Origin of the sequence: Roseomonas sp. E05, from assembly GCF_030063475.1 — a bacterium.
Taxonomy (GTDB): domain Bacteria; phylum Pseudomonadota; class Alphaproteobacteria; order Acetobacterales; family Acetobacteraceae; genus Pseudoroseomonas.
Window position 1 is genome coordinate 58,355 of sequence record NZ_JASIRT010000015.1, and the last position, 16,414, is coordinate 74,768.

Sequence of the window (16,414 nt, forward strand, 5' to 3'; positions counted from 1 at the left end):
GGGAGCGAGAAGGGCTTCCCGGGTCAGGCATTCCCGTTCAGGTAGTCCATCGCCGCCAGCACGCCTCCCGCCTGGTAGGGGATGCTGGCCGCCTTCAGTCCCATCTCCACGCCGCCCAGCGTGCCGACCAGCTGGAGATCACCGAAATCGCCGAGATGGCCGATGCGGAACACCCGGTCGTTCAGCGGGCCGAGCCCGTTGCCGAGGCTCATGTTGAACTTCTCCAGGATCGCCGCGCGCAGGGCGTTGGCGCTGTGCCCCTCCGGCAGCCGCACCGCGGTCAGCGCGGAGGAATGATGCCGGGGCTCGGCGCATTGCGTCTCGAAGCCCCAGTGGCGCACGGCGCGGCGGGTGGCCTCGGCGTGCCGGTCGTGCCGGGCGAAGACGTTGTCCAGCCCCTCCTCCAGCAGCATGTCCACGGCGGTGTCGAGCGCGTAGAGCATGTTGGTCGCTGGCGTGTAGGGGAAATAGCCGGTGGCATTGGCCGCCAGCATCGGCTTCCAGTCCCAGAAGCTGCGTGGCATCCTCGCCGTCTCGCTCGCCTTCAGCGCCTTGGCCGAGACCGCGTTGAAGCTGAGGCCAGGCGGCAGCATCAGCCCCTTCTGGCTGCCGGCGACGGTGACGTCCACGCCCCATTCGTCATGCCGGTAGTCGATGCTGCCGAGGGAGGAGATGGTATCCACCAGCAGCAGCGCGGGGTGGCCGGCGGCGTCGATCGCCTGTCGCACCTCGTCGATCCGGCTGGTGCAGCCGGTGCTGGTCTCGTTGTGCACGACGCAGACGGCCTTGATCTCGTGCCCCTTGTCCTCGCGCAGCCTCGCCTCGATGGCGGCGACATCGGCGCCGCGGCGCCAGTCCGTGTGGATGTAGTCCGGCTGCAGCTGCAGCCGGGTCGCCATCTCGTGCCAGAGATGGGCGAACCAGCCGGTCTCGCACATCAGCACACGGTCGCCGGGGGAGAGGGTGTTCACCAGCGCCGCCTCCCAGGCGCCGGTGCCGGAGGCCGGGTAGATCACCACCGGCCCCTCGGTCTTGAAGACGGCCCGCACCTTTTCGAGCAGCGCCTGGCCCAGGCGGCCGAAATCCGGCCCGCGATGGTCCATGGTCGGGTTGTCCATCGCCCGCAGCACGCGGTCCGGCACGTTGGTGGGGCCAGGGATCTGCAGGAAATGGCGGCCGGCGACCGGCTTGGACTGGAAATAGGCCATGGACGGGTTTCCTCTTCGCTCTGCCTGTCTAGCCAGCAATGATGCGTCCTGCCAATGAGGAAGCCCAATGGAGAAGCCCGGAGCGGCCCGCGCAGGCCGCCGCCGGGGGGTAGGGGGGAAGCCGCATGAACGTCATCACGGGCCGGGCGCGGATCGGGGACAGCCGCCTCGCCAGCCGCCTGCGCCGCGAGACCGCCGGCGAGGTGCTCTTCTCCGCCGGCGACCGCGGCCGCTACGCGACCGATGCCAGCATCTACCAGATGGAGCCGCTCGGCGTGCTGGTCCCCCGCACAACGGAGGACGTCCTGGCCGCCATGGCGATCTGCCGGGAGGAGGGCGTGCCCGTGCTGCCGCGCGGCGGCGGGACGAGCCAGTGCGGCCAGACCGTCAACCGCGCGCTGGTGGTGGACTGCACCAAGCACCTGCGCCGCGTGCTCGCGGCCGAGGGCGACACCGCCCGCGTCGAGCCCGGCATCACGCTCGGCGCGCTGAACGAGGCGCTGAAGCCGAAGGGGCTGTTCTACCCTGTCGATCCCTCCACCTGGGCGCGCTGCACCATTGGCGGCATGGCCGGCAACAATTCCTGCGGCTCGAAGTCGATCCGCTATGGGCTGATGGCCGACAATGTCCGCGCCATCGACGCCATCCTGGCGGACGGCACGCGCTTCAGCTTCGGCGAGCTGCCGGACAATCTCGGCCCCGATGTCCCGCCCGCCGTCGCCGACCTGATCGCGCGGCTGCGTGCCATCGGCGCGCGGGAGGCGGCGGAGATCGCCGCCCGCTTCCCGCGCCAGCTCCGCCGCGTCGGCGGCTATAACCTGGATGCGCTGACGCCGACCGCCTGCGCGGAAGGCCGCGCCAGCCTGGCGCGCCTGCTGGTCGGCAGCGAGGGCACGCTGGCCTTCTCGACGGCGCTCGACCTGCGGCTCTGGCCGATCAAGCCGCGCAAGATGCTGGGCATCTGCCAGTTCCCGAGCTTCCGGCGCGCCATGGAGGCCTCGAAGCATCTGGTCATGCTCGATCCGGAGGCGGTGGAGCTGGTCGACCGCACCATGATCGACCTCGGCCGCTCCATTCCGATCTACCGCAACACCATCGACCGGATCCTGATCGGCGAGCCGGACAGCCTGCTGATCGTCGAGTTCCACGGGCATGAGGACGCGCCGCTGCTGGCCGCGCTCGACCGGCTGGAGGAGATGATGGGCGATCTCGGCCTGCCCGGGCAGGTGGTGCGCGTCACCGATGCCGGCTTCCAGGCGCAGGTCGCGGAGGTGCGCGAGGCCGGGCTGAACATCATGATGAGCATGAAGGGCGATGGAAAGCCCGTCTCCTTCATCGAGGACACGGCCGTCGCGCTGGAGGATCTGGCGGACTACACCGAGCGCCTGAACGCGGTCTTCGAGAAGCATGGCACCAGGGGCACCTGGTATGCCCATGCCTCGGTGGGCTGCCTGCATGTCCGCCCCGTGCTGAACATGAAGTCCGGCGAGGACGTCGCGAAGATGCGCGCCATCGCCGAGGAATGCTTCGCCCTGGTGCGGGACTACAAGGGCAGCCATTCCGGCGAGCACGGCGACGGCATCGTCCGCTCCGAGTTCCACGAAACCATGTTCGGCGCGCGGATCGTGCGCGCCTTCGAGCAGGTGAAGGACGCCTTCGATCCCGCCACGGAAACCCTGCCGCAGGGGCTGCTGAACCCGAACCGCATCGTGCATCCGCCGCGCATGGATGACCGCAGCCTGCTGCGCTATCACGAGGGCTATGCGGCGGATGCGGGCGTCTCCCCGGCGCTCGACTGGTCGGCCTGGCCCGGGCCGCAGGGCGGCCTGCTCGGCGCGGTCGAGATGTGCAACAACAACGGCACCTGCCGGAAGTTCGATGCCGGCACCATGTGCCCGAGCTACCGCGCCACGCGCGACGAGCAGCATCTGACGCGCGGCCGCGCCAATACGCTGCGGCTGGCGCTGACCGGCCAGATCGAGGGCGGGCTGGCCTCCGACGAGGTGGCGGAGACGCTGTCGCTCTGCGTCGCCTGCAAGGGCTGCAAGCGCGAATGCCCGACCGGGGTAGACATGGCCAAAATGAAGATCGAGGCCGCCCATGCCCGCAACCGCGCGCGCGGCGTGTCGCGGAAGGACCGTCTGATCGCCACCCTGCCGCGCTGGGCGCCCTGGGCGGCGCGCTTCGCGCCGCTGTCGAATCTTCGCGACCTGCTCCCCGGCCTGCCCGCGCTCAGCGAGCGCGCGCTCGGGCTGGCCGCGCAGCGCAGCCTGCCCCGCTTCCAGCGCGATGCCTTCCAGGACAGCGAGCTGCGCGCGCCGGATGGGCGCGCCAACGAGGTCATCCTGCTGCCCGACCTGTTCAACCGGTACTTCGAGCCGGAGAACCTGCGCGCCGCCATCCGCGTGCTGCGCGCCGCCGGCGCCGATCCCGCCGCCGCGCGCCCGAAGCGCGGTGCGCGGCCGCTGGATGACGGGCGCACCTATCTCGCCGCCGGAATGGTGGAGGAGGCACGCGAGGAGGCGCGCCGCACGCTGGAGGTGCTGTCGCAATGGGAGAGCCCGGTGCTGGGCCTCGAGCCTTCCGCGCTGATGACGCTGCGCGACGAGTTCCTCTCCCTGCTGCCGGGCGAGGCGACGACGAAGCTGGCTGCGCGCGCCATGCTCGTCACGGAGTGGCTGGCGAAGGCGAAGCCGCCGCTGAAGCTGAAGCCGGTGGGAGACGAGGCCCATATCCATGGCCACTGCCACCAGAAGGCCTTCAACGCCTTCACCCCCGCCGTCGCGATGCTGGCCGCGATCCCCGGACTGAAGGTGACGCCCATCACCTCCTCCTGCTGCGGCATGGCCGGTGCCTTCGGCTACGAGACGAAGAATCTGCCTGTCTCCATCGCCATGGCCGAGCTCTCGCTGCTGCCGTATCTCCGCCGGACCGCGCCGGAGGCGATCATCGTCGCCGACGGCACCTCCTGCCGCCATCAGATCCACGATCTGGCGAAGCGCGAGGCGCTCCACTCCATCCGCCTGCTGGACAGGGCGCTCGCATGACCGGGGCGTGGAAGCGGTATCCGCTTTCTGCGGACCGAAGGAGCCGAAGTCACCGGAAAATTCGCGCGCAGGTCCCGCGCCGTCCCGCCCCAGCAGGCTGACAGACCCGATTCGGCTGCCTGAGACGTTGCACGCGGAAGGTCTTCCGCGCGCGCAGTGCCTTGATGGCTGGCAACCCGGCCGAGAGGAGGCGCGGTTCCTGCCTGCTCAGGTGCCGGGGCGCGGCCGGGCCAGCAGCCGGAGGAGGCGGGGGGTGGAGGGTGAAGCCCCGGCCGGCGCGCTCACGATCACGATGGCGGGCCTGCCTCAACCCAGCGCCACTCTGGCAGCGCCTCTCCCCCAGGCCTGAGCTGGAGCTGCCCCACCGCGACCGATTTTCAGCAGCCGGCTAGAGCTGCTGGCGCGCGGCCTGGAGCAGCTTGCCGATGGCGCTGTCGAGGCATTCCATCTCTGCCTCCGTCAGCGCGGCGCGGAAAGCATCGTCACGCTCACCGGCCGAGCGCATCAGGCCGCGGAACACCTTGCGCCCGGCTGGCGTCAGGCTCAGCGCCAGTTCGCGCGCATCCGCCGCCGTGCCGCGCCGCACGAGGCCGCGCTCCACCAGCCCGCCGACCACCCGGCTGGCCAGGCCCTTGTCCAACCCGCTCTGCCGCGCGAGGTCCTTCAGCGACATCGGCGCGAAATCCCCGAGCAGCGCGATGGTGCGCCATTCCATCAGGCTGACATCGAACTCCCGCCGGTAGCGCGCCGCGGCGCCCCGGCTGAGGGCATTCGCCAACCGGTGGATGCGGTAGGAGAGCAGGTCCTTGATCGTCCGGGTGTCCCCGGCCGGGGCGGCGGTTCGCGAAGCAGGCATGCTCGCATCTTACGGGCAATTCCCCGGCTTGTCCCGCGCCGGGCAGGGGTCCGGCGGAAGCCGCAGGCCACCGCGCGGCGCCGGACAGATTGGTTGACAAAATCAACCCAAAACCCCTAGCTGGCGCAAAATGGCGGGGAGGACCGGCCATGCGGCTGACCGAGATGGACGGCAAGGCGCTGCTGCGGCGGCACGGCGTCGCGGTGCCGCGCGGGGTGGCGCTGCCGGCCGGTGGCGCGGTGCCGCCGGAGGCGCAGGACTGGCCGGGGCTGGTGCTGAAGGCGCAGGTGCTGGAAGGCGGGCGCGGCAAGCGCGGCCTGGTGCGGCGCGTCACCCCGGCCGAGGTTCCGGCGCTGCGCGCGGCGATGACGGCGCAGGCCGGCGCGGTGCCCTTCCTGCTGGAGGAGGCGGTGGAGATCACGCGGGAACTCTACCTGGCCCTGCGCGTGGACGGCACGCGGCAGGTGATCGAATGCCTCTTCTCCGCCGAGGGCGGCATCGCGGTCGAGGGGGCCGCCACCCTGTTGCGGCTGCCCGTCGATCCGGACGATCCTTTCGCCGCCGATCTGCTCTTCGCCGCCCTCCGCGCCGCATTGCCGGCCGATCTCGCCGCACGCGTCGCGCGCCTGGTACCGCGGCTGGCCCGCCTCCTGCGCGCGGAGGACCTGGAGCTGCTGGAGCTCAATCCGCTGGCCGTCACTCCCGCCGGTCTTGTCGCCTGCGACGCCAAGCTGGTGCGCGATGCCGCCGCGCTGCCCCGCCACGACACGCCCGCGGCCAGCGCCGCGCTGGAGGCGGCCGCCCTCACCCCGCTGGAACGGCAGGCGCGGCAACGGGGCTTCGCGCTGGTGGAAATGCCCGGGGACGTGGCGCTGGTCTCAGCCGGCGCCGGGCTCGGCATGCAGTTGATGGACCTGCTGGCCGATCATGGCCTGCGCGCCGCCAGCTTCATGGACAACCTGCGCGGCGGCCCGGCCGAGACCACCGAGGCGCGGCTGGAAGCCGCCTTCGCCCTCGCCGCCCGGCCGGAGGTGAAGGCCATCCTGTTCTACACCACCCTGGCCTCCCGCCCGCTGCGCGACCGGGTGGAGACGCTGCTGGCCTTCCTGGCCCGCCACCCGCCGCCCAGGCCGCTCTATGCCGGCTTCGCCGCCGGCCATGCCGCCACGCGGGGCTTCGACGCCGAGGCGGCACGGGGGCAGCTGCGCGCCGCCGGCGTCGCCGCCCTGCATGAGGACCCGCGGGCCCTGGTGCGCGCCCTGGCCGCGGACCTCGCCGCATGACACCGCCCTTCCTGCGCGCCTTCCCGCGCCGCGTCATCGTCTTCAACCCCACCGGGCGCTATGCCGCGCGGCAGGTGGCGGCGATGCGTGAGGCCGGCACGCCGATCGTGGCCGGCATCGCGCTCGGCAAGGGCGGCGGCAGGCTGGAGGGGCTGCCCCTGCTCGACAGCCTGCGCGAGCTGGACGCCCCGGCCGAGGCCGCCATCCTCTACACCCCGCCCGAGGGCACCGCCGACGCGATCCGGCAATGCGCCGCCGCCGGCATCGCCACCATTGTCGCCGCCGCCGAATACGTGCCGCTGCACGATACGCTCGGCGCCGCCCAGGCGGCGCGCGCGGCGGGAAGCTGGCTGGTGGGGCCGAACACGCTGGGGCTCTGCGTTCCGGGTCAGGGGCTGCTCGGCTCGGTCGCTCCCTCCTTCTGCCGGCCCGGGCGGGTGGCGCTGCTCGGCCGCAGCGGCACGTTGACGCTGACCGTCGCGCGCCTGCTGACGGCGGCGGGGATCGGCCAGCGCATCGCGCTCCATCTCGGCGGCGACGCGGTGATCGGCCGCAACCCGCACGAATACCTCCCCGCCCTGCGCGACGACCCGGACACCGCCGCCGTGCTCTATTGCGGCGAGATCGGCGGCGGCAAGGAATATGCCCTGGCCGAGGCGCTGGCCGGTTTTCCCAAGCCGCTGGTCGCCACCATCGCCGGCCGCCACGCGCCGGCCGAGCGGCAGATGGGCCATGCCGGCGCGCTGATCGGCCATACCCGCGAGGGCGCCGCCGCCAAGCTGGCCGCGCTCGCCGCCGCCGGCGCGCATGCCGCCCAGACCCCCTATGACGCCATCGAGATCCTGAAAGGATTGCTGCCCGCATGAGCGAGACACCGCAGGTCGTCCTTTGTGAGTGCTTCGCCCGCGACGGGCTGCAGCACGAGCCCGGCGTGCTGCCGGCGGCCGAGAAGGCCGCGATGCTGGTGCGCATCGCCGATTGCGGCTTCCGCCGGATCGAGATCACCTCCTTCTCGCACCCGAAATACGTGCCGCAATTCGCCGATGCGGCGGAGGTGCTGCAGGCCGTGCCGCCGCGCCCGGGCGTGCTGTTCAAGGCCACCTGCCCGAACCCGCAGGCGGTCGAGCGGGCGCTGACGGCACGCGCGGAAGGCCGCGGGCCGGAGGAGATCAGCTTCCTCGTCTCGGCCTCCGAAGGCCACACGCAGCGCAACCTGCGGCGCTCCCGCGACGAGCAGTGGCGCAATGTCGAGGCGATGGCGGCGCTGGCCGGCGGCGCCTTCACCACCGTGGGCACCATTTCGGTTGCCTTCGACTGCCCCTTCGACGGGCCGACCCCGCCGCAGCGCGTGCTGGAGGATGCACGGCGCTTCATCGCGCTCGGGGTGCGGCGCATCGCCATCGGCGACACCATCGGCAGCGCCACGCCGCCGCGCGTGCGGGCGCTGGTGCGCCTGCTGCGCGAGGAACTGCCGCAGGAGGCCGTGCTGATCGCACACTTCCACGACAGCCGCGGCACCGGCATCGCCAACTGTGTCGCCGCGCTGGAAGCGGGTATCACTCACTTCGACAGCGCGCTGGGCGGCACCGGCGGGCATCCGGCCGAGATCGCCTATGGCGAGGGCTTCACCGGGAATGTCTGCACGGAGGACCTGGCGATGCTGTTCGAGGCCATGGGCGTCCGCACCGGCCTCGACCTCGACCGCCTGCGCGCGGCCGGGCGCGCCGCCGAGGCGCTGCTCGGCCGCCGTCTGCACGCCCGCACCAACCGCCTCGGAGAACACGCATGAGCGAGACCGACGAATCCCCCCTGCTGGTGCGGCGCGACGGCCCGGTGGTGCGCGCCATCCTGAACCGGCCGGCGCGGCGCAACGCGATGAGCACGGCGCTGGTGGAGGCGCTCGACGCGTTGCTCGCCGATCTGCGCCAGGATCGCACGGCGCGCGTGCTGGTGCTCTCCGGTGCCGGCGGGCATTTCTGCGCCGGGCTGGACCTGACGGAGGTGGGCGCGCCGGCCGCGCCGGAGGAGAAGCTGGCGCGGCAGCTCGAACGCAACCGCCGCACCGGTGCGCGCTTCGCCGCCATCGCCGCGCTGCCGCAGGTGGTGATCGCCCAGATCGAGGGCTCGGCCTTCGCCGGCGGGCTCGGCCTGGTCTGCGCGGCCGACATCGCCCTGGCCTCGGCCGAGGCACGCTTCGCCGCGCCGGAAGTGCGGCGCGGGCTGGTGGCGGCGCAGATCCTGCCCTGGCTGTCGCACCGCATGGGGCGCAGCGAGGCGGCGCGACTGGTGCTGCAAGGGGCGCCCATCGGCGCGGCCGAGGCCGCCGCGCGCGGCCTGCTGCACGAGGTTCTGCCCGATGCCGCAGCGCTGGCAGCGCGCGTGGAAGCGGTGATCGGCGACCTGCTGCAGGGCGCACCGGGCGCCCTGGCCGAGACCAAGGCGCTGATGGCGGCGCTCGGCGGCCCGGTGCCCGAGGGCTATGCCGATGCCGGCGCACAGGCCTTCGCACGTTGTGCGGCGGGCGAGGCGGAGGAAGGTATCGCCGCCTTCAAGGCCAAGCGCCCGCCGGCCTGGGCGCCTATTCCTGCCTGATCCCGGCCGCGGTCACCACCTCCTTCCACAGCGGCACCTCCGCCCGCATCCGCGCCGCCAGCGGCGCCGGCCCGTCGAGCAGCAGCGTGGCGCCGGATTCCCCCATGCGCTGCGCCAGCGGTGAGCCCTCGCGCAGCGGCGCCATGGCCTCGGCGAGGCGCTGCACCACGGCGGCCGGCGTGTTGGGCGGGCCGAACAGGGCGTACCAGATGGTGAGGCCATAGCCCGGCACCGCCTCGGCGATGGCCGGCACCTCCGGCAAGGCCGGGCTGCGTCCTGGCGAGGTTACCGCCAGGGCGCGCAGCCGCCCGTCGCTGACATGCTTCATCGTCTCGATCAGGCCGGTGATCAGCATGTCGGTATCGCCGGCATAGAGGGCGTTCACCGCCTGTGCGCCACCGCGATAGGGCACGTGCAGGATGTCGATGCCCGCCTTCGCCTTCAGCAGTTCGCCCGCCAGATGCGTGGTGGAGCCGGTGCCTGAGGAGGCGAAGGAGAAGCGCTGCGGCTTCGCCTTCGCCTGCCGCAGGAAGGTCGCGAAGTCCGGCACCGGCCAGTCCGGCCGCACCAGCAGGGCCATCGGCACCTCGCTCACCATGCTGACCGGGGTCAGGTCGCGGAACGGGTCGTAACCCGGATCTCTCAGCAGCGCCGGCAGGATGGCGACCGAGGATGTGGTGAAGAGCAGCATGTGCGGGTCCGCCGCCTGCAGCACGGACTGGATGCCGAGCGCGCCGCCCGCCCCTGGCTTCGTCTCGACGATGACGCTCTGCCCGAGCGTATGCGTCAGCCGGTCGGCGATGAAGCGGGCCGGCACCTCGACCGGGCCGCCCGGCGCAAAGGGCACGATGAAGCGCACGGTGCGGTCCGGCCAGGCGGCCTCGCCGGCACGGGCCGCGCAGGGCAGCGCACTGACGGCGAGCGCCGCCAGGGCGCCGCGCCGGGTCACATGGACCATTCTTTCCTCCCTTGTCATGTTCGAGATCTTTTCAGCACCGCAAAGGCTAGATCGAATGGTTGATATGATCAACCAAAGCGACTAGCGTCCTTCGCGGAAGAGGCGCGAAGCCCCGACAAGGAGAGACGAACAAGGATGAAGCGACGCACCCTGCTGGCCGCAGGCCTGGCCCTGCCGGCGCTGCACGCCCGCGCCGCCTCCGGCGCCGGCTGGACACCCGACCGCCCGCTGCGGCTGATCGTGCCCTTCGCCGCCGGCGGCCCTGCCGACATCTTCGGCCGCGTCTTCGCGGAAGCGCTGGGCAAGCCGCTCGGCCAGCCCGTCGTGGTGGAGAACCGCGGTGGGGCTGGCGGACTGGTCGGCACCGACGCCGTGGCCAAGTCCGCACCCGACGGAATGACGATCGGCTTCACCGGTCCCGGCGCGCTCTCCATCGCGCCCTTCATGCCGCAGCAGCAGATGCCCTTCGACGTCTACCAGGACCTCGCGCACCTCACCCTTGTCGTGCGCGTGCCCGAAGTGCTGGTGGTGAACGCGAAAGCCGGCATCGAGGATCTGCCCGCCCTGGCGGCGATGGCGCGGCGCAAGCCGGGTTCCGTCACCTACGGCTCCGCCGGCGCCGGCTCGATCACGCATCTCGCCGGCGCCCTGCTGGCGTCCGAGGCGAAGTTCGAGGCGCTGCACATCCCCTATCGCGGCGTCGCGCCGGCCGCCACCGACCTGCTCGGCGGCCGCTTCACCTATCTGATCGCCGACGTGCCGGTGCTGCGGCCACATATCGAGGCCGGTGCCATGCGCCCGCTCGCCGTCACCACGGCGGAGCGGGTGCCGTCGCTGCCGGAGGTTCCCACCACGGCCGAGCTGGGCCTGCCGCAGGTGGTCTCCGACAACTGGTATGGCTGCGCCGTGCCCGCCGCGACGCCCGCCGGCATCCGCGAGGCCCTGCGCGACGCCGCCGCGCAGGCGCTGCACAGCGATGCGCTGCAGAGCGAGTTCCGGCGGCAGGGCGGCACCCCCTCCCCCCTGGCGGCCGAGGCCTATCTCGACTTCCTGCATGCCGAGGCCGACAAATGGGGCCCGCTGGTGCGGCAGAGCGGCGCCGAGACGCTGTGATGGCGGCGGAATTCGGCTTCCCCTCGCGCCTGCCGGAGCTTCTGGGAATCCGCTACCCGATCGTGCAGGGCGGCATGAGCTGGGCCTCCTCCTCCGCTGCGCTGGCCCTGGCGGTGGCGCGGGCCGGCGGGCTCGGCACCATCGCCGCCGGGCCGATGCGCCCCGAGGCACTGGTGGAGGCGATCCGCACGGTGCGCGCCGGCACATCGGCACCCTTCGCGGTCAATATCCCGCTCTACAACAAGCGCTCAGCCGAATTCCTCGACGTCGCCGAGGCCGAGCGCGTGCCGGTGGTGATCGCCTCGCAGGGCGGGCCGCGCGCGCACCTGCCGCGCTTCCACGCCTATGGCGCGAAGTGGCTGCATGTCGTCGCCTCGCCGCTGCACGCGCTGAAGGCCGAGGCCGCCGGCGTGGATGCGCTGATCGTGGTCGGCGGCGAGGCCGGTGGGCATCCCGCGCCGGACGAGGTTTCCGCCATGGTGATGGTGCGCGCCGTGGCGCAGGCCGTGGCGCTTCCGGTGATCGGCGCCGGCGGCGTGGCCGATGGCGCCGGCATCGCCGCGATGTTCGCCCTCGGTGCCGAGGGCGCGCAGCTCGGCACGCGCTTCCTGATGACGGAGGAGGCCACGGTGCATCCCGCCTACAAGGAGAGGGTGCGGAAGGCCGCGCTGTCCGACACCACCCTGGTCGGCCGCGGCGGCCTGCCGGTGCGGCAGCTGCGCAACCGCTTCACCGAGGAGGTGGACGCCGCCGAGCGCGCTGGCCACGCGAAGGAGGCGCTGGCACTGCTCTATGCCAGCCGAAGCCTGAAGCTGGCGGCCCTGGAGGGCGACATGGAATGGGGCAAGGTGGAGGCCGGGCAGACCGCCGGCCTGATCGACGACATCCTGCCCGCCGCTGCGGTGATGCACCGCCTCGTCACCGAGGCGGAGGCGGTGCGCCGCCGCCTTGCCGGCCTGCCCGCGCAGGTGCCGGCATGATCCGCGTCGAGACGCGTGGGACCCTGCGCCTGCTGTTCCTGGCACGCGCGGAGAAACGCAACGCCATCGATGCCGCGCTCGCCAGGGCCTTGATCGCGGCGCTGGAGGCGGCGGGTGACGATCCGGCCATCGCCGCCGTCGTGCTGGGCGCCGAGGGACCGGGCTTCTGCGCCGGCGCCGATCTCGCGGAGATGCGCGCCCTCGCCGCCGACCCCTCCGCCCGTGCTGCCCGCGCGGCGTTGAGCGAGGCCATCCTGCTGGCACCTGGCCGGACGGCCAAGCCGGTGGTGGCGGCGGTCCAGGGCGCCGCGCTCGGCGCCGGAGCCGCCCTGGCGCTCTGCTGCGACCAGATGCTGCTGGCCGAGGGCGCCAGTCTCGCCTTTCCCGAGGCGCGGCACGGCATGCTGCCGGCGCTGATGGCGCCCGTGCTGCTGCGGCACCTCGCGCCGCGGCAGGTCTTCTCGCTGCTGGCGAGTGGACGCGCGCTGCCCGCGACGGAAGCCGCCTCGCTCGGCCTCTGCCCGGCACCCGTCCCCGCCGAGGCGCTGCTGGACCGCGCCGCCGCGCTCGCCGAAAGCCTCGCCACCCTGCCGCCGCCCGCGCTGCTGGCGCTGAAGCAGCTCTGCGCCGCCGGCGCGCGCCCGCTGCCGGAGGGTTTCGCCGCGGCCCGCACCGCCCGGGAGCGCCTGGCATGAAGCCGCTCGAAGGACTGGTGATCCTCGACCTTTCCCGCGTGCTCGCCTGCCCTTTCGCCACCATGCTGCTGGCCGAGATGGGCGCCGAGGTCATCAAGGTGGAGCAGCCCGGCAGCGGCGACGAGACCCGCAGCTTCGAGCCCTTCGCCGAGGGGCCGGGCGGCAGCGTCAGCGGCTACTACATGGCCTGCAACCGCGCCAAGCGCTCGATCACCGTGAACCTGCGGCACGAAGAGGGCCGGCGGATCATCCGCGACCTCGCCGCCCAGGCCGATGTGCTGGTCGAGAACTTCCCCACCGGCGCGCTGAAGCGGCGCGGGCTGGACTGGGCCTCGCTTTCCGCCGTGAACCCGCGCCTGGTCTATCTCTCCTGCACCGGCTTCGGGCAGTCCGGGCCCTACGCGAAGCGCAAGGGCTACGACACCGTCTTCCAGGCCATGGGCGGGCTGATGAGCCTGACCGGCGAGCGCGGCGGCGGCCCGGTGAAGCCCGGCCTGCCGGTGGCCGACCTCTCCTCCGGCCTCTGGGTCGCCATCGCCATCCTCTCGGCGCTGCGCGGGCGCGACCGCACCGGCCAGGGCGGGCATGTGGACGTCTCGATGTTCGACGCGCAGGTGGCGCTGCTGACCATCGCGGCGGCGCGCCACTTCGCGCTGGGCGAGGTGCCGCCGCGCCTGGGCACCGAACATCCCGGCCGGGTGCCGAGCGCCAGCTTCCGCTGCGCCGATGGCCGCTACCTGCACATCACCGCCAGCGACCAGCACTGGGCGCCGCTCTGCGCCGCGCTGTCGCTCGATGCGCTGGCAGCGGACCCGGAACTCGCCACCAATGCCGGCCGCGTGGCGCGGCGCGAGGCGGTGATGCGCGCCATGGGCGCGGCGCTGGCGGAACTGCCGCGCGGCGAAGCCTTCGCCCGGCTGGATGCCGCCGGCGTGCCCGCCGGCCCGGTGCTGGAGCTGGACGAGGTGCTGGCCGACGAGCATGTCCGCGCGCGCGGCATGGTCTCCAGCTTCGAGCACCCGCTGCTCGGACGCTTTCCGGCCCTGCCGGTGCCGTTGCGCTTCGAGGGCTGGGGCGATCCGGAGGTCGGGCGGCCGCCGCTGCTCGGCGAGCATACCGAGGCGGTGCTGCGCGAGCGCCTCGGGCTGGATGCCGCGCGCATCGCGGAACTGCGGGAGATGGGAGCGCTATGACCGAGGCCGTGCTGTGGGAGATGTCCGCCGAGGGCGTCGCCACCCTGACCCTGAACCGCCCCGAGGCGCGCAACGCGCTGAATACGGCGATGGCCGAGGCCTTGCTCGCCGGCGCCCGCCGCGCCGTGGCGGAGGACGCCCGGCTGGTGCTGGTGCGCGCCAGCGGCCCGGTCTTCTGCGCCGGCGCCGACCTGAAGGAGCGCAAGGGCATGGGCGAGGACCAGGTGCGTGCCCGCCGGCTGAAGGGCTTCGCCGCCTATGACGCGCTGGAGCGCCTGCCGATGCCGAGCATCGCCGTGCTGCAGGGGCCGGCGGTCGGCTCGGGCGGCGAGATCGCCGCCGCCTGCGACATGATCGTGGCGACGCCCGCCGCCTCCTTCCGCACGCCCGAGGCGCTCTGGGGCACGGTGGGCGCGACGCAGCGCCTGCCGCGCATCATCGGCAAGCGGCTGGCCAAGGACATGATGTTCACCGGCCGCACCCTCTCCGCCGAGGAGGCGCGGCAGGCCGGGCTGATCTCGCGCCTGGTGCCGGACGATGCGGCGCTGGAGGAGACGCTGGCGGAGATCGCGCGGACCATCCTCGCCGCGCCCGCCGGCGCGCTGCGCCAGGCCAAGCGCTGCATCGACGAGGGCGTGGAGCGCGACCCGCGCGCCGCGCTCGCCACCGAGCTGATGGCGATCGAGGAGAACCTCGCCGAGGGCGCCTGGCGCGCGGCCATGGCCGGCTTCGGGAGCCCCGCGCGATGAGCGCGCCCTTCCCGCTGGAGGGGATCTGTCCGCTGACCAGCGAGGCCGCCCTGCACCGCGCCGCCGCCATCGCGCCGGAGGTGGAGGCGATCGTCGCCCCCGCCGACCGCATCACCTATGCCGCGCTGGCCGAGGAGGTCGCCGCCATCCGCGCCGCACTGGTCGCCGCCGGCGTGCGGCGGGGCGACCATATCGGCCTCTGCCTCGGCAATGGGCCGCGCTGGGTGGCGCTGTTCCTGGCGATCGGCTCGCTGGGGGCGGTGACCGTGCCGGTGAACACCCGCTTCCGCGCCGGGGAGATGGCCTATGCGCTGCGCCAGTCGCGCGTGCGCATGCTGTTCCTGGCCGACCGGTTCCTGCGCGTCGATTTCGTCGCCATGCTGCGCGGCATCTGTCCGGCGCTCGATGGCGGCCTTCCCGATGCCGCCCTGCCCGACCTGCAGAAGGTCATCGTGCTGGGCGAGGATGTTCCGGCGGGCGCCGTGTCCTGGGGAGACTTCCTCGCGGCCGCGCAGGGCCCCGCCGCACCTTGCTGCACGCCGGACGACGTGCTGCTGATCCAGTACACCTCGGGCACCACCTCCTTCCCCAAGGGCGTGCTGCTGACGCATCGCAGCATGTGCGCCGATGCCTTCTTCTCCGGCGGCCGCATGGGCCTGCGCGTGGCCGACCGCTTCCACAGCGCCCGCCCCTTCTTCCATGTCGCCGGCAGCACGCTCTCCATTCTCTCCTGCCTGCAGCATGTGGCGACGCTGGTCACCATGGACCGTTTCGAGCCCGGCGAGGCCCTGCGGATCATGGAGGAGGAGCGCTGCACGCATTTCTCCGGCAACGACACCATGGCGCTGATGCTGCTGAACCACCCGGACCGTCCCCGGCGCCGCCTCGTACTGCGCGGTGCCTGGGCGGCGGCTTCGCCCGGCATCGTCCGCCGCATCATCGACGAGCTGGGCGCGCGCGAATGCGTCGTCGGCTACGGGCTTTCGGAAGCCTCGCCCAACGTGTCGCAATCCGCCTGGTGGGAGCCGGAGGAGATCCGCGTCAGCGGCCGCATGCTGCCGGAGCCGGGCGTCGCGGTTCGCATCCGCGCGCTTGATGGCGGCGGCGACTGCCCGCCCGGCGCCGAAGGCGAGATCCTCGTGCGCGGCTGGAACGTCATGCAGGGCTATTTCGACAAGCCGGAGGAAACCGCCAAGGCGCTCGACGCCGGGGGCTGGCTTTCCACTGGCGATCTCGGCCGCCTCGATGCCGAGGGCCGCCTGCAGTTCACCGGCCGCGCCAAGGACCTGGTGCGCGTCGGCGGCGAGAACGTCTCTCCCGCCGAGATCGAGGACATCCTGAACCGTCACCCCGCGGTGCGGCAGGCGGTGGTGGTCGGCGTGCCCGATGCGCGATTGATGGAAGTGCCCTGTGCCTTCGTCATCCCCAACGAGGGGCAGGTGGTGGAGGAACAGGCCTTGATCGGCTGGAGCCGCGAACAGATGGCCGGCTTCAAGGTGCCCCGCTACGTCTGCGTCGTCGATGGTTTCGAGGCGATCGGCATGACCGCCAGCTCGAAGATCCAGAAACGCCTGCTGGCGGAGCATGCGGTGAAGCTGCTCGGCCTGGAGAAAAGGCCGGGGGGATGAACGCCTCGTTCAGCCGCCACGGAGGGCACGCCGACGGGCGTGCCCGAGAGCTTGCAAGAGGTAAGGGGGTCTGGGGGAACTCCGTTCCCCCAGCCTTCGCCGGAGGGAACCC

General features: G+C 72.7%; 14 protein-coding genes. 11 read left to right on the forward strand and 3 right to left on the reverse strand.

Annotated features, from left to right (window positions below):
* Positions 1 to 23 precede the first annotated feature (23 nt).
* The gene (locus QMO56_RS15760) at positions 24 to 1,208 is read right to left on the reverse strand and encodes an alanine--glyoxylate aminotransferase family protein (RefSeq protein ID WP_283527158.1); all 1,185 of its coding nucleotides are present in this window, start codon (positions 1,206 to 1,208) and stop codon (positions 24 to 26) included.
* Positions 1,209 to 1,333: 125 nt separating this feature from the next.
* Here QMO56_RS15760 and QMO56_RS15765 point away from each other — a divergent pair, with 125 nt between their 5' ends.
* Positions 1,334 to 4,255, forward strand: coding sequence for an FAD-binding and (Fe-S)-binding domain-containing protein (locus QMO56_RS15765; RefSeq protein WP_283527160.1), 2,922 nt, complete (start codon positions 1,334 to 1,336; stop codon positions 4,253 to 4,255).
* Positions 4,256 to 4,643: 388 nt separating this feature from the next.
* Here the strand turns inward: QMO56_RS15765 and QMO56_RS15770 are convergent, their stop codons facing one another.
* Entirely contained in the window at positions 4,644 to 5,111 is a 468-nt protein-coding gene (locus tag QMO56_RS15770) for a MarR family winged helix-turn-helix transcriptional regulator (RefSeq protein WP_283527162.1), read from the reverse strand.
* 149 nt (positions 5,112 to 5,260) lie between these two features.
* Between QMO56_RS15770 and QMO56_RS15775 the strand changes: the two genes are divergently transcribed.
* The 4 genes from QMO56_RS15775 to QMO56_RS15790 are packed head-to-tail and all read left to right on the forward strand — an operon-like array spanning position 5,261 to position 8,986.
* Positions 5,261 to 6,394, forward strand: coding sequence for an ATP-grasp domain-containing protein (locus tag QMO56_RS15775; RefSeq protein ID WP_283527164.1), 1,134 nt, complete (start codon positions 5,261 to 5,263; stop codon positions 6,392 to 6,394).
* Entirely contained in the window at positions 6,391 to 7,260 is an 870-nt protein-coding gene (locus tag QMO56_RS15780) for a CoA-binding protein (protein ID WP_283527166.1), read from the forward strand. The genes QMO56_RS15775 and QMO56_RS15780 overlap by 4 nt, the downstream gene beginning before the upstream one ends.
* A complete protein-coding gene (locus QMO56_RS15785; protein WP_283527168.1) occupies positions 7,257 to 8,183 on the forward strand; it encodes a hydroxymethylglutaryl-CoA lyase in 927 nt (308 codons plus the stop codon). Before QMO56_RS15780 ends, QMO56_RS15785 begins: the two co-directional genes overlap by 4 nt.
* On the forward strand, positions 8,180 to 8,986 hold the full coding sequence (locus QMO56_RS15790) for an enoyl-CoA hydratase/isomerase family protein (RefSeq protein WP_283527170.1): 807 nt from the start codon (positions 8,180 to 8,182) through the stop codon (positions 8,984 to 8,986). The genes QMO56_RS15785 and QMO56_RS15790 overlap by 4 nt, the downstream gene beginning before the upstream one ends.
* On the opposite strand, the gene QMO56_RS15795 is transcribed toward QMO56_RS15790, so the two are convergent.
* The gene (locus tag QMO56_RS15795; RefSeq protein WP_283527171.1) at positions 8,973 to 9,944 is read right to left on the reverse strand and encodes a tripartite tricarboxylate transporter substrate binding protein; all 972 of its coding nucleotides are present in this window, start codon (positions 9,942 to 9,944) and stop codon (positions 8,973 to 8,975) included. The two genes, QMO56_RS15790 and QMO56_RS15795, sit on opposite strands and share 14 nt — an antisense overlap.
* Before the next feature lie 135 nt (positions 9,945 to 10,079).
* On the opposite strand from QMO56_RS15795, the gene QMO56_RS15800 reads away from it, so the two are divergent.
* From QMO56_RS15800 to QMO56_RS15825, 6 genes are read left to right on the forward strand one after another with little or no spacing between them, the layout of a single operon-like run.
* Positions 10,080 to 11,057, forward strand: coding sequence for a tripartite tricarboxylate transporter substrate binding protein (locus QMO56_RS15800; protein ID WP_283527173.1), 978 nt, complete (start codon positions 10,080 to 10,082; stop codon positions 11,055 to 11,057).
* Positions 11,057 to 12,037: a nitronate monooxygenase family protein gene (locus QMO56_RS15805; protein ID WP_283527175.1), complete on the forward strand. Its 981-nt coding sequence runs from the start codon at positions 11,057 to 11,059 to the stop codon at positions 12,035 to 12,037. The genes QMO56_RS15800 and QMO56_RS15805 overlap by 1 nt, the downstream gene beginning before the upstream one ends.
* Entirely contained in the window at positions 12,034 to 12,732 is a 699-nt protein-coding gene (locus QMO56_RS15810) for an enoyl-CoA hydratase/isomerase family protein (RefSeq protein ID WP_283527177.1), read from the forward strand. The genes QMO56_RS15805 and QMO56_RS15810 overlap by 4 nt, the downstream gene beginning before the upstream one ends.
* Complete coding sequence (locus tag QMO56_RS15815; RefSeq protein WP_283527179.1) at positions 12,729 to 13,925, forward strand: CaiB/BaiF CoA-transferase family protein; 1,197 nt, start codon at positions 12,729 to 12,731, stop codon at positions 13,923 to 13,925. Before QMO56_RS15810 ends, QMO56_RS15815 begins: the two co-directional genes overlap by 4 nt.
* A complete protein-coding gene (locus QMO56_RS15820) occupies positions 13,922 to 14,674 on the forward strand; it encodes an enoyl-CoA hydratase/isomerase family protein (protein ID WP_283527181.1) in 753 nt (250 codons plus the stop codon). Before QMO56_RS15815 ends, QMO56_RS15820 begins: the two co-directional genes overlap by 4 nt.
* Positions 14,671 to 16,302 carry an AMP-binding protein gene (locus QMO56_RS15825; RefSeq protein WP_283527183.1) on the forward strand — a complete coding sequence of 544 codons (1,632 nt, stop codon included), beginning with the start codon at positions 14,671 to 14,673 and terminating at the stop codon, positions 16,300 to 16,302. The genes QMO56_RS15820 and QMO56_RS15825 overlap by 4 nt, the downstream gene beginning before the upstream one ends.
* Positions 16,303 to 16,414 lie beyond the last annotated feature (112 nt).

What these genes read in the sequence shown, in the direction of transcription:
- QMO56_RS15760 (WP_283527158.1), bottom strand. Translation starts at nt 1,208, where the DNA reads ATGGCCTATTTCCAGTCCAAGCCGGTCGCCGGCCGCCATTTCCTGCAG.
- QMO56_RS15765 (WP_283527160.1), top strand. Translation starts at nt 1,334, where the DNA reads ATGAACGTCATCACGGGCCGGGCGCGGATCGGGGACAGCCGCCTCGCC.
- QMO56_RS15770 (WP_283527162.1), bottom strand. Translation starts at nt 5,111, where the DNA reads ATGCCTGCTTCGCGAACCGCCGCCCCGGCCGGGGACACCCGGACGATC.
- QMO56_RS15775 (WP_283527164.1), top strand. Translation starts at nt 5,261, where the DNA reads ATGCGGCTGACCGAGATGGACGGCAAGGCGCTGCTGCGGCGGCACGGC.
- QMO56_RS15780 (WP_283527166.1), top strand. Translation starts at nt 6,391, where the DNA reads ATGACACCGCCCTTCCTGCGCGCCTTCCCGCGCCGCGTCATCGTCTTC.
- QMO56_RS15785 (WP_283527168.1), top strand. Translation starts at nt 7,257, where the DNA reads ATGAGCGAGACACCGCAGGTCGTCCTTTGTGAGTGCTTCGCCCGCGAC.
- QMO56_RS15790 (WP_283527170.1), top strand. Translation starts at nt 8,180, where the DNA reads ATGAGCGAGACCGACGAATCCCCCCTGCTGGTGCGGCGCGACGGCCCG.
- QMO56_RS15795 (WP_283527171.1), bottom strand. Translation starts at nt 9,944, where the DNA reads ATGGTCCATGTGACCCGGCGCGGCGCCCTGGCGGCGCTCGCCGTCAGT.
- QMO56_RS15800 (WP_283527173.1), top strand. Translation starts at nt 10,080, where the DNA reads ATGAAGCGACGCACCCTGCTGGCCGCAGGCCTGGCCCTGCCGGCGCTG.
- QMO56_RS15805 (WP_283527175.1), top strand. Translation starts at nt 11,057, where the DNA reads ATGGCGGCGGAATTCGGCTTCCCCTCGCGCCTGCCGGAGCTTCTGGGA.
- QMO56_RS15810 (WP_283527177.1), top strand. Translation starts at nt 12,034, where the DNA reads ATGATCCGCGTCGAGACGCGTGGGACCCTGCGCCTGCTGTTCCTGGCA.
- QMO56_RS15815 (WP_283527179.1), top strand. Translation starts at nt 12,729, where the DNA reads ATGAAGCCGCTCGAAGGACTGGTGATCCTCGACCTTTCCCGCGTGCTC.
- QMO56_RS15820 (WP_283527181.1), top strand. Translation starts at nt 13,922, where the DNA reads ATGACCGAGGCCGTGCTGTGGGAGATGTCCGCCGAGGGCGTCGCCACC.
- QMO56_RS15825 (WP_283527183.1), top strand. Translation starts at nt 14,671, where the DNA reads ATGAGCGCGCCCTTCCCGCTGGAGGGGATCTGTCCGCTGACCAGCGAG.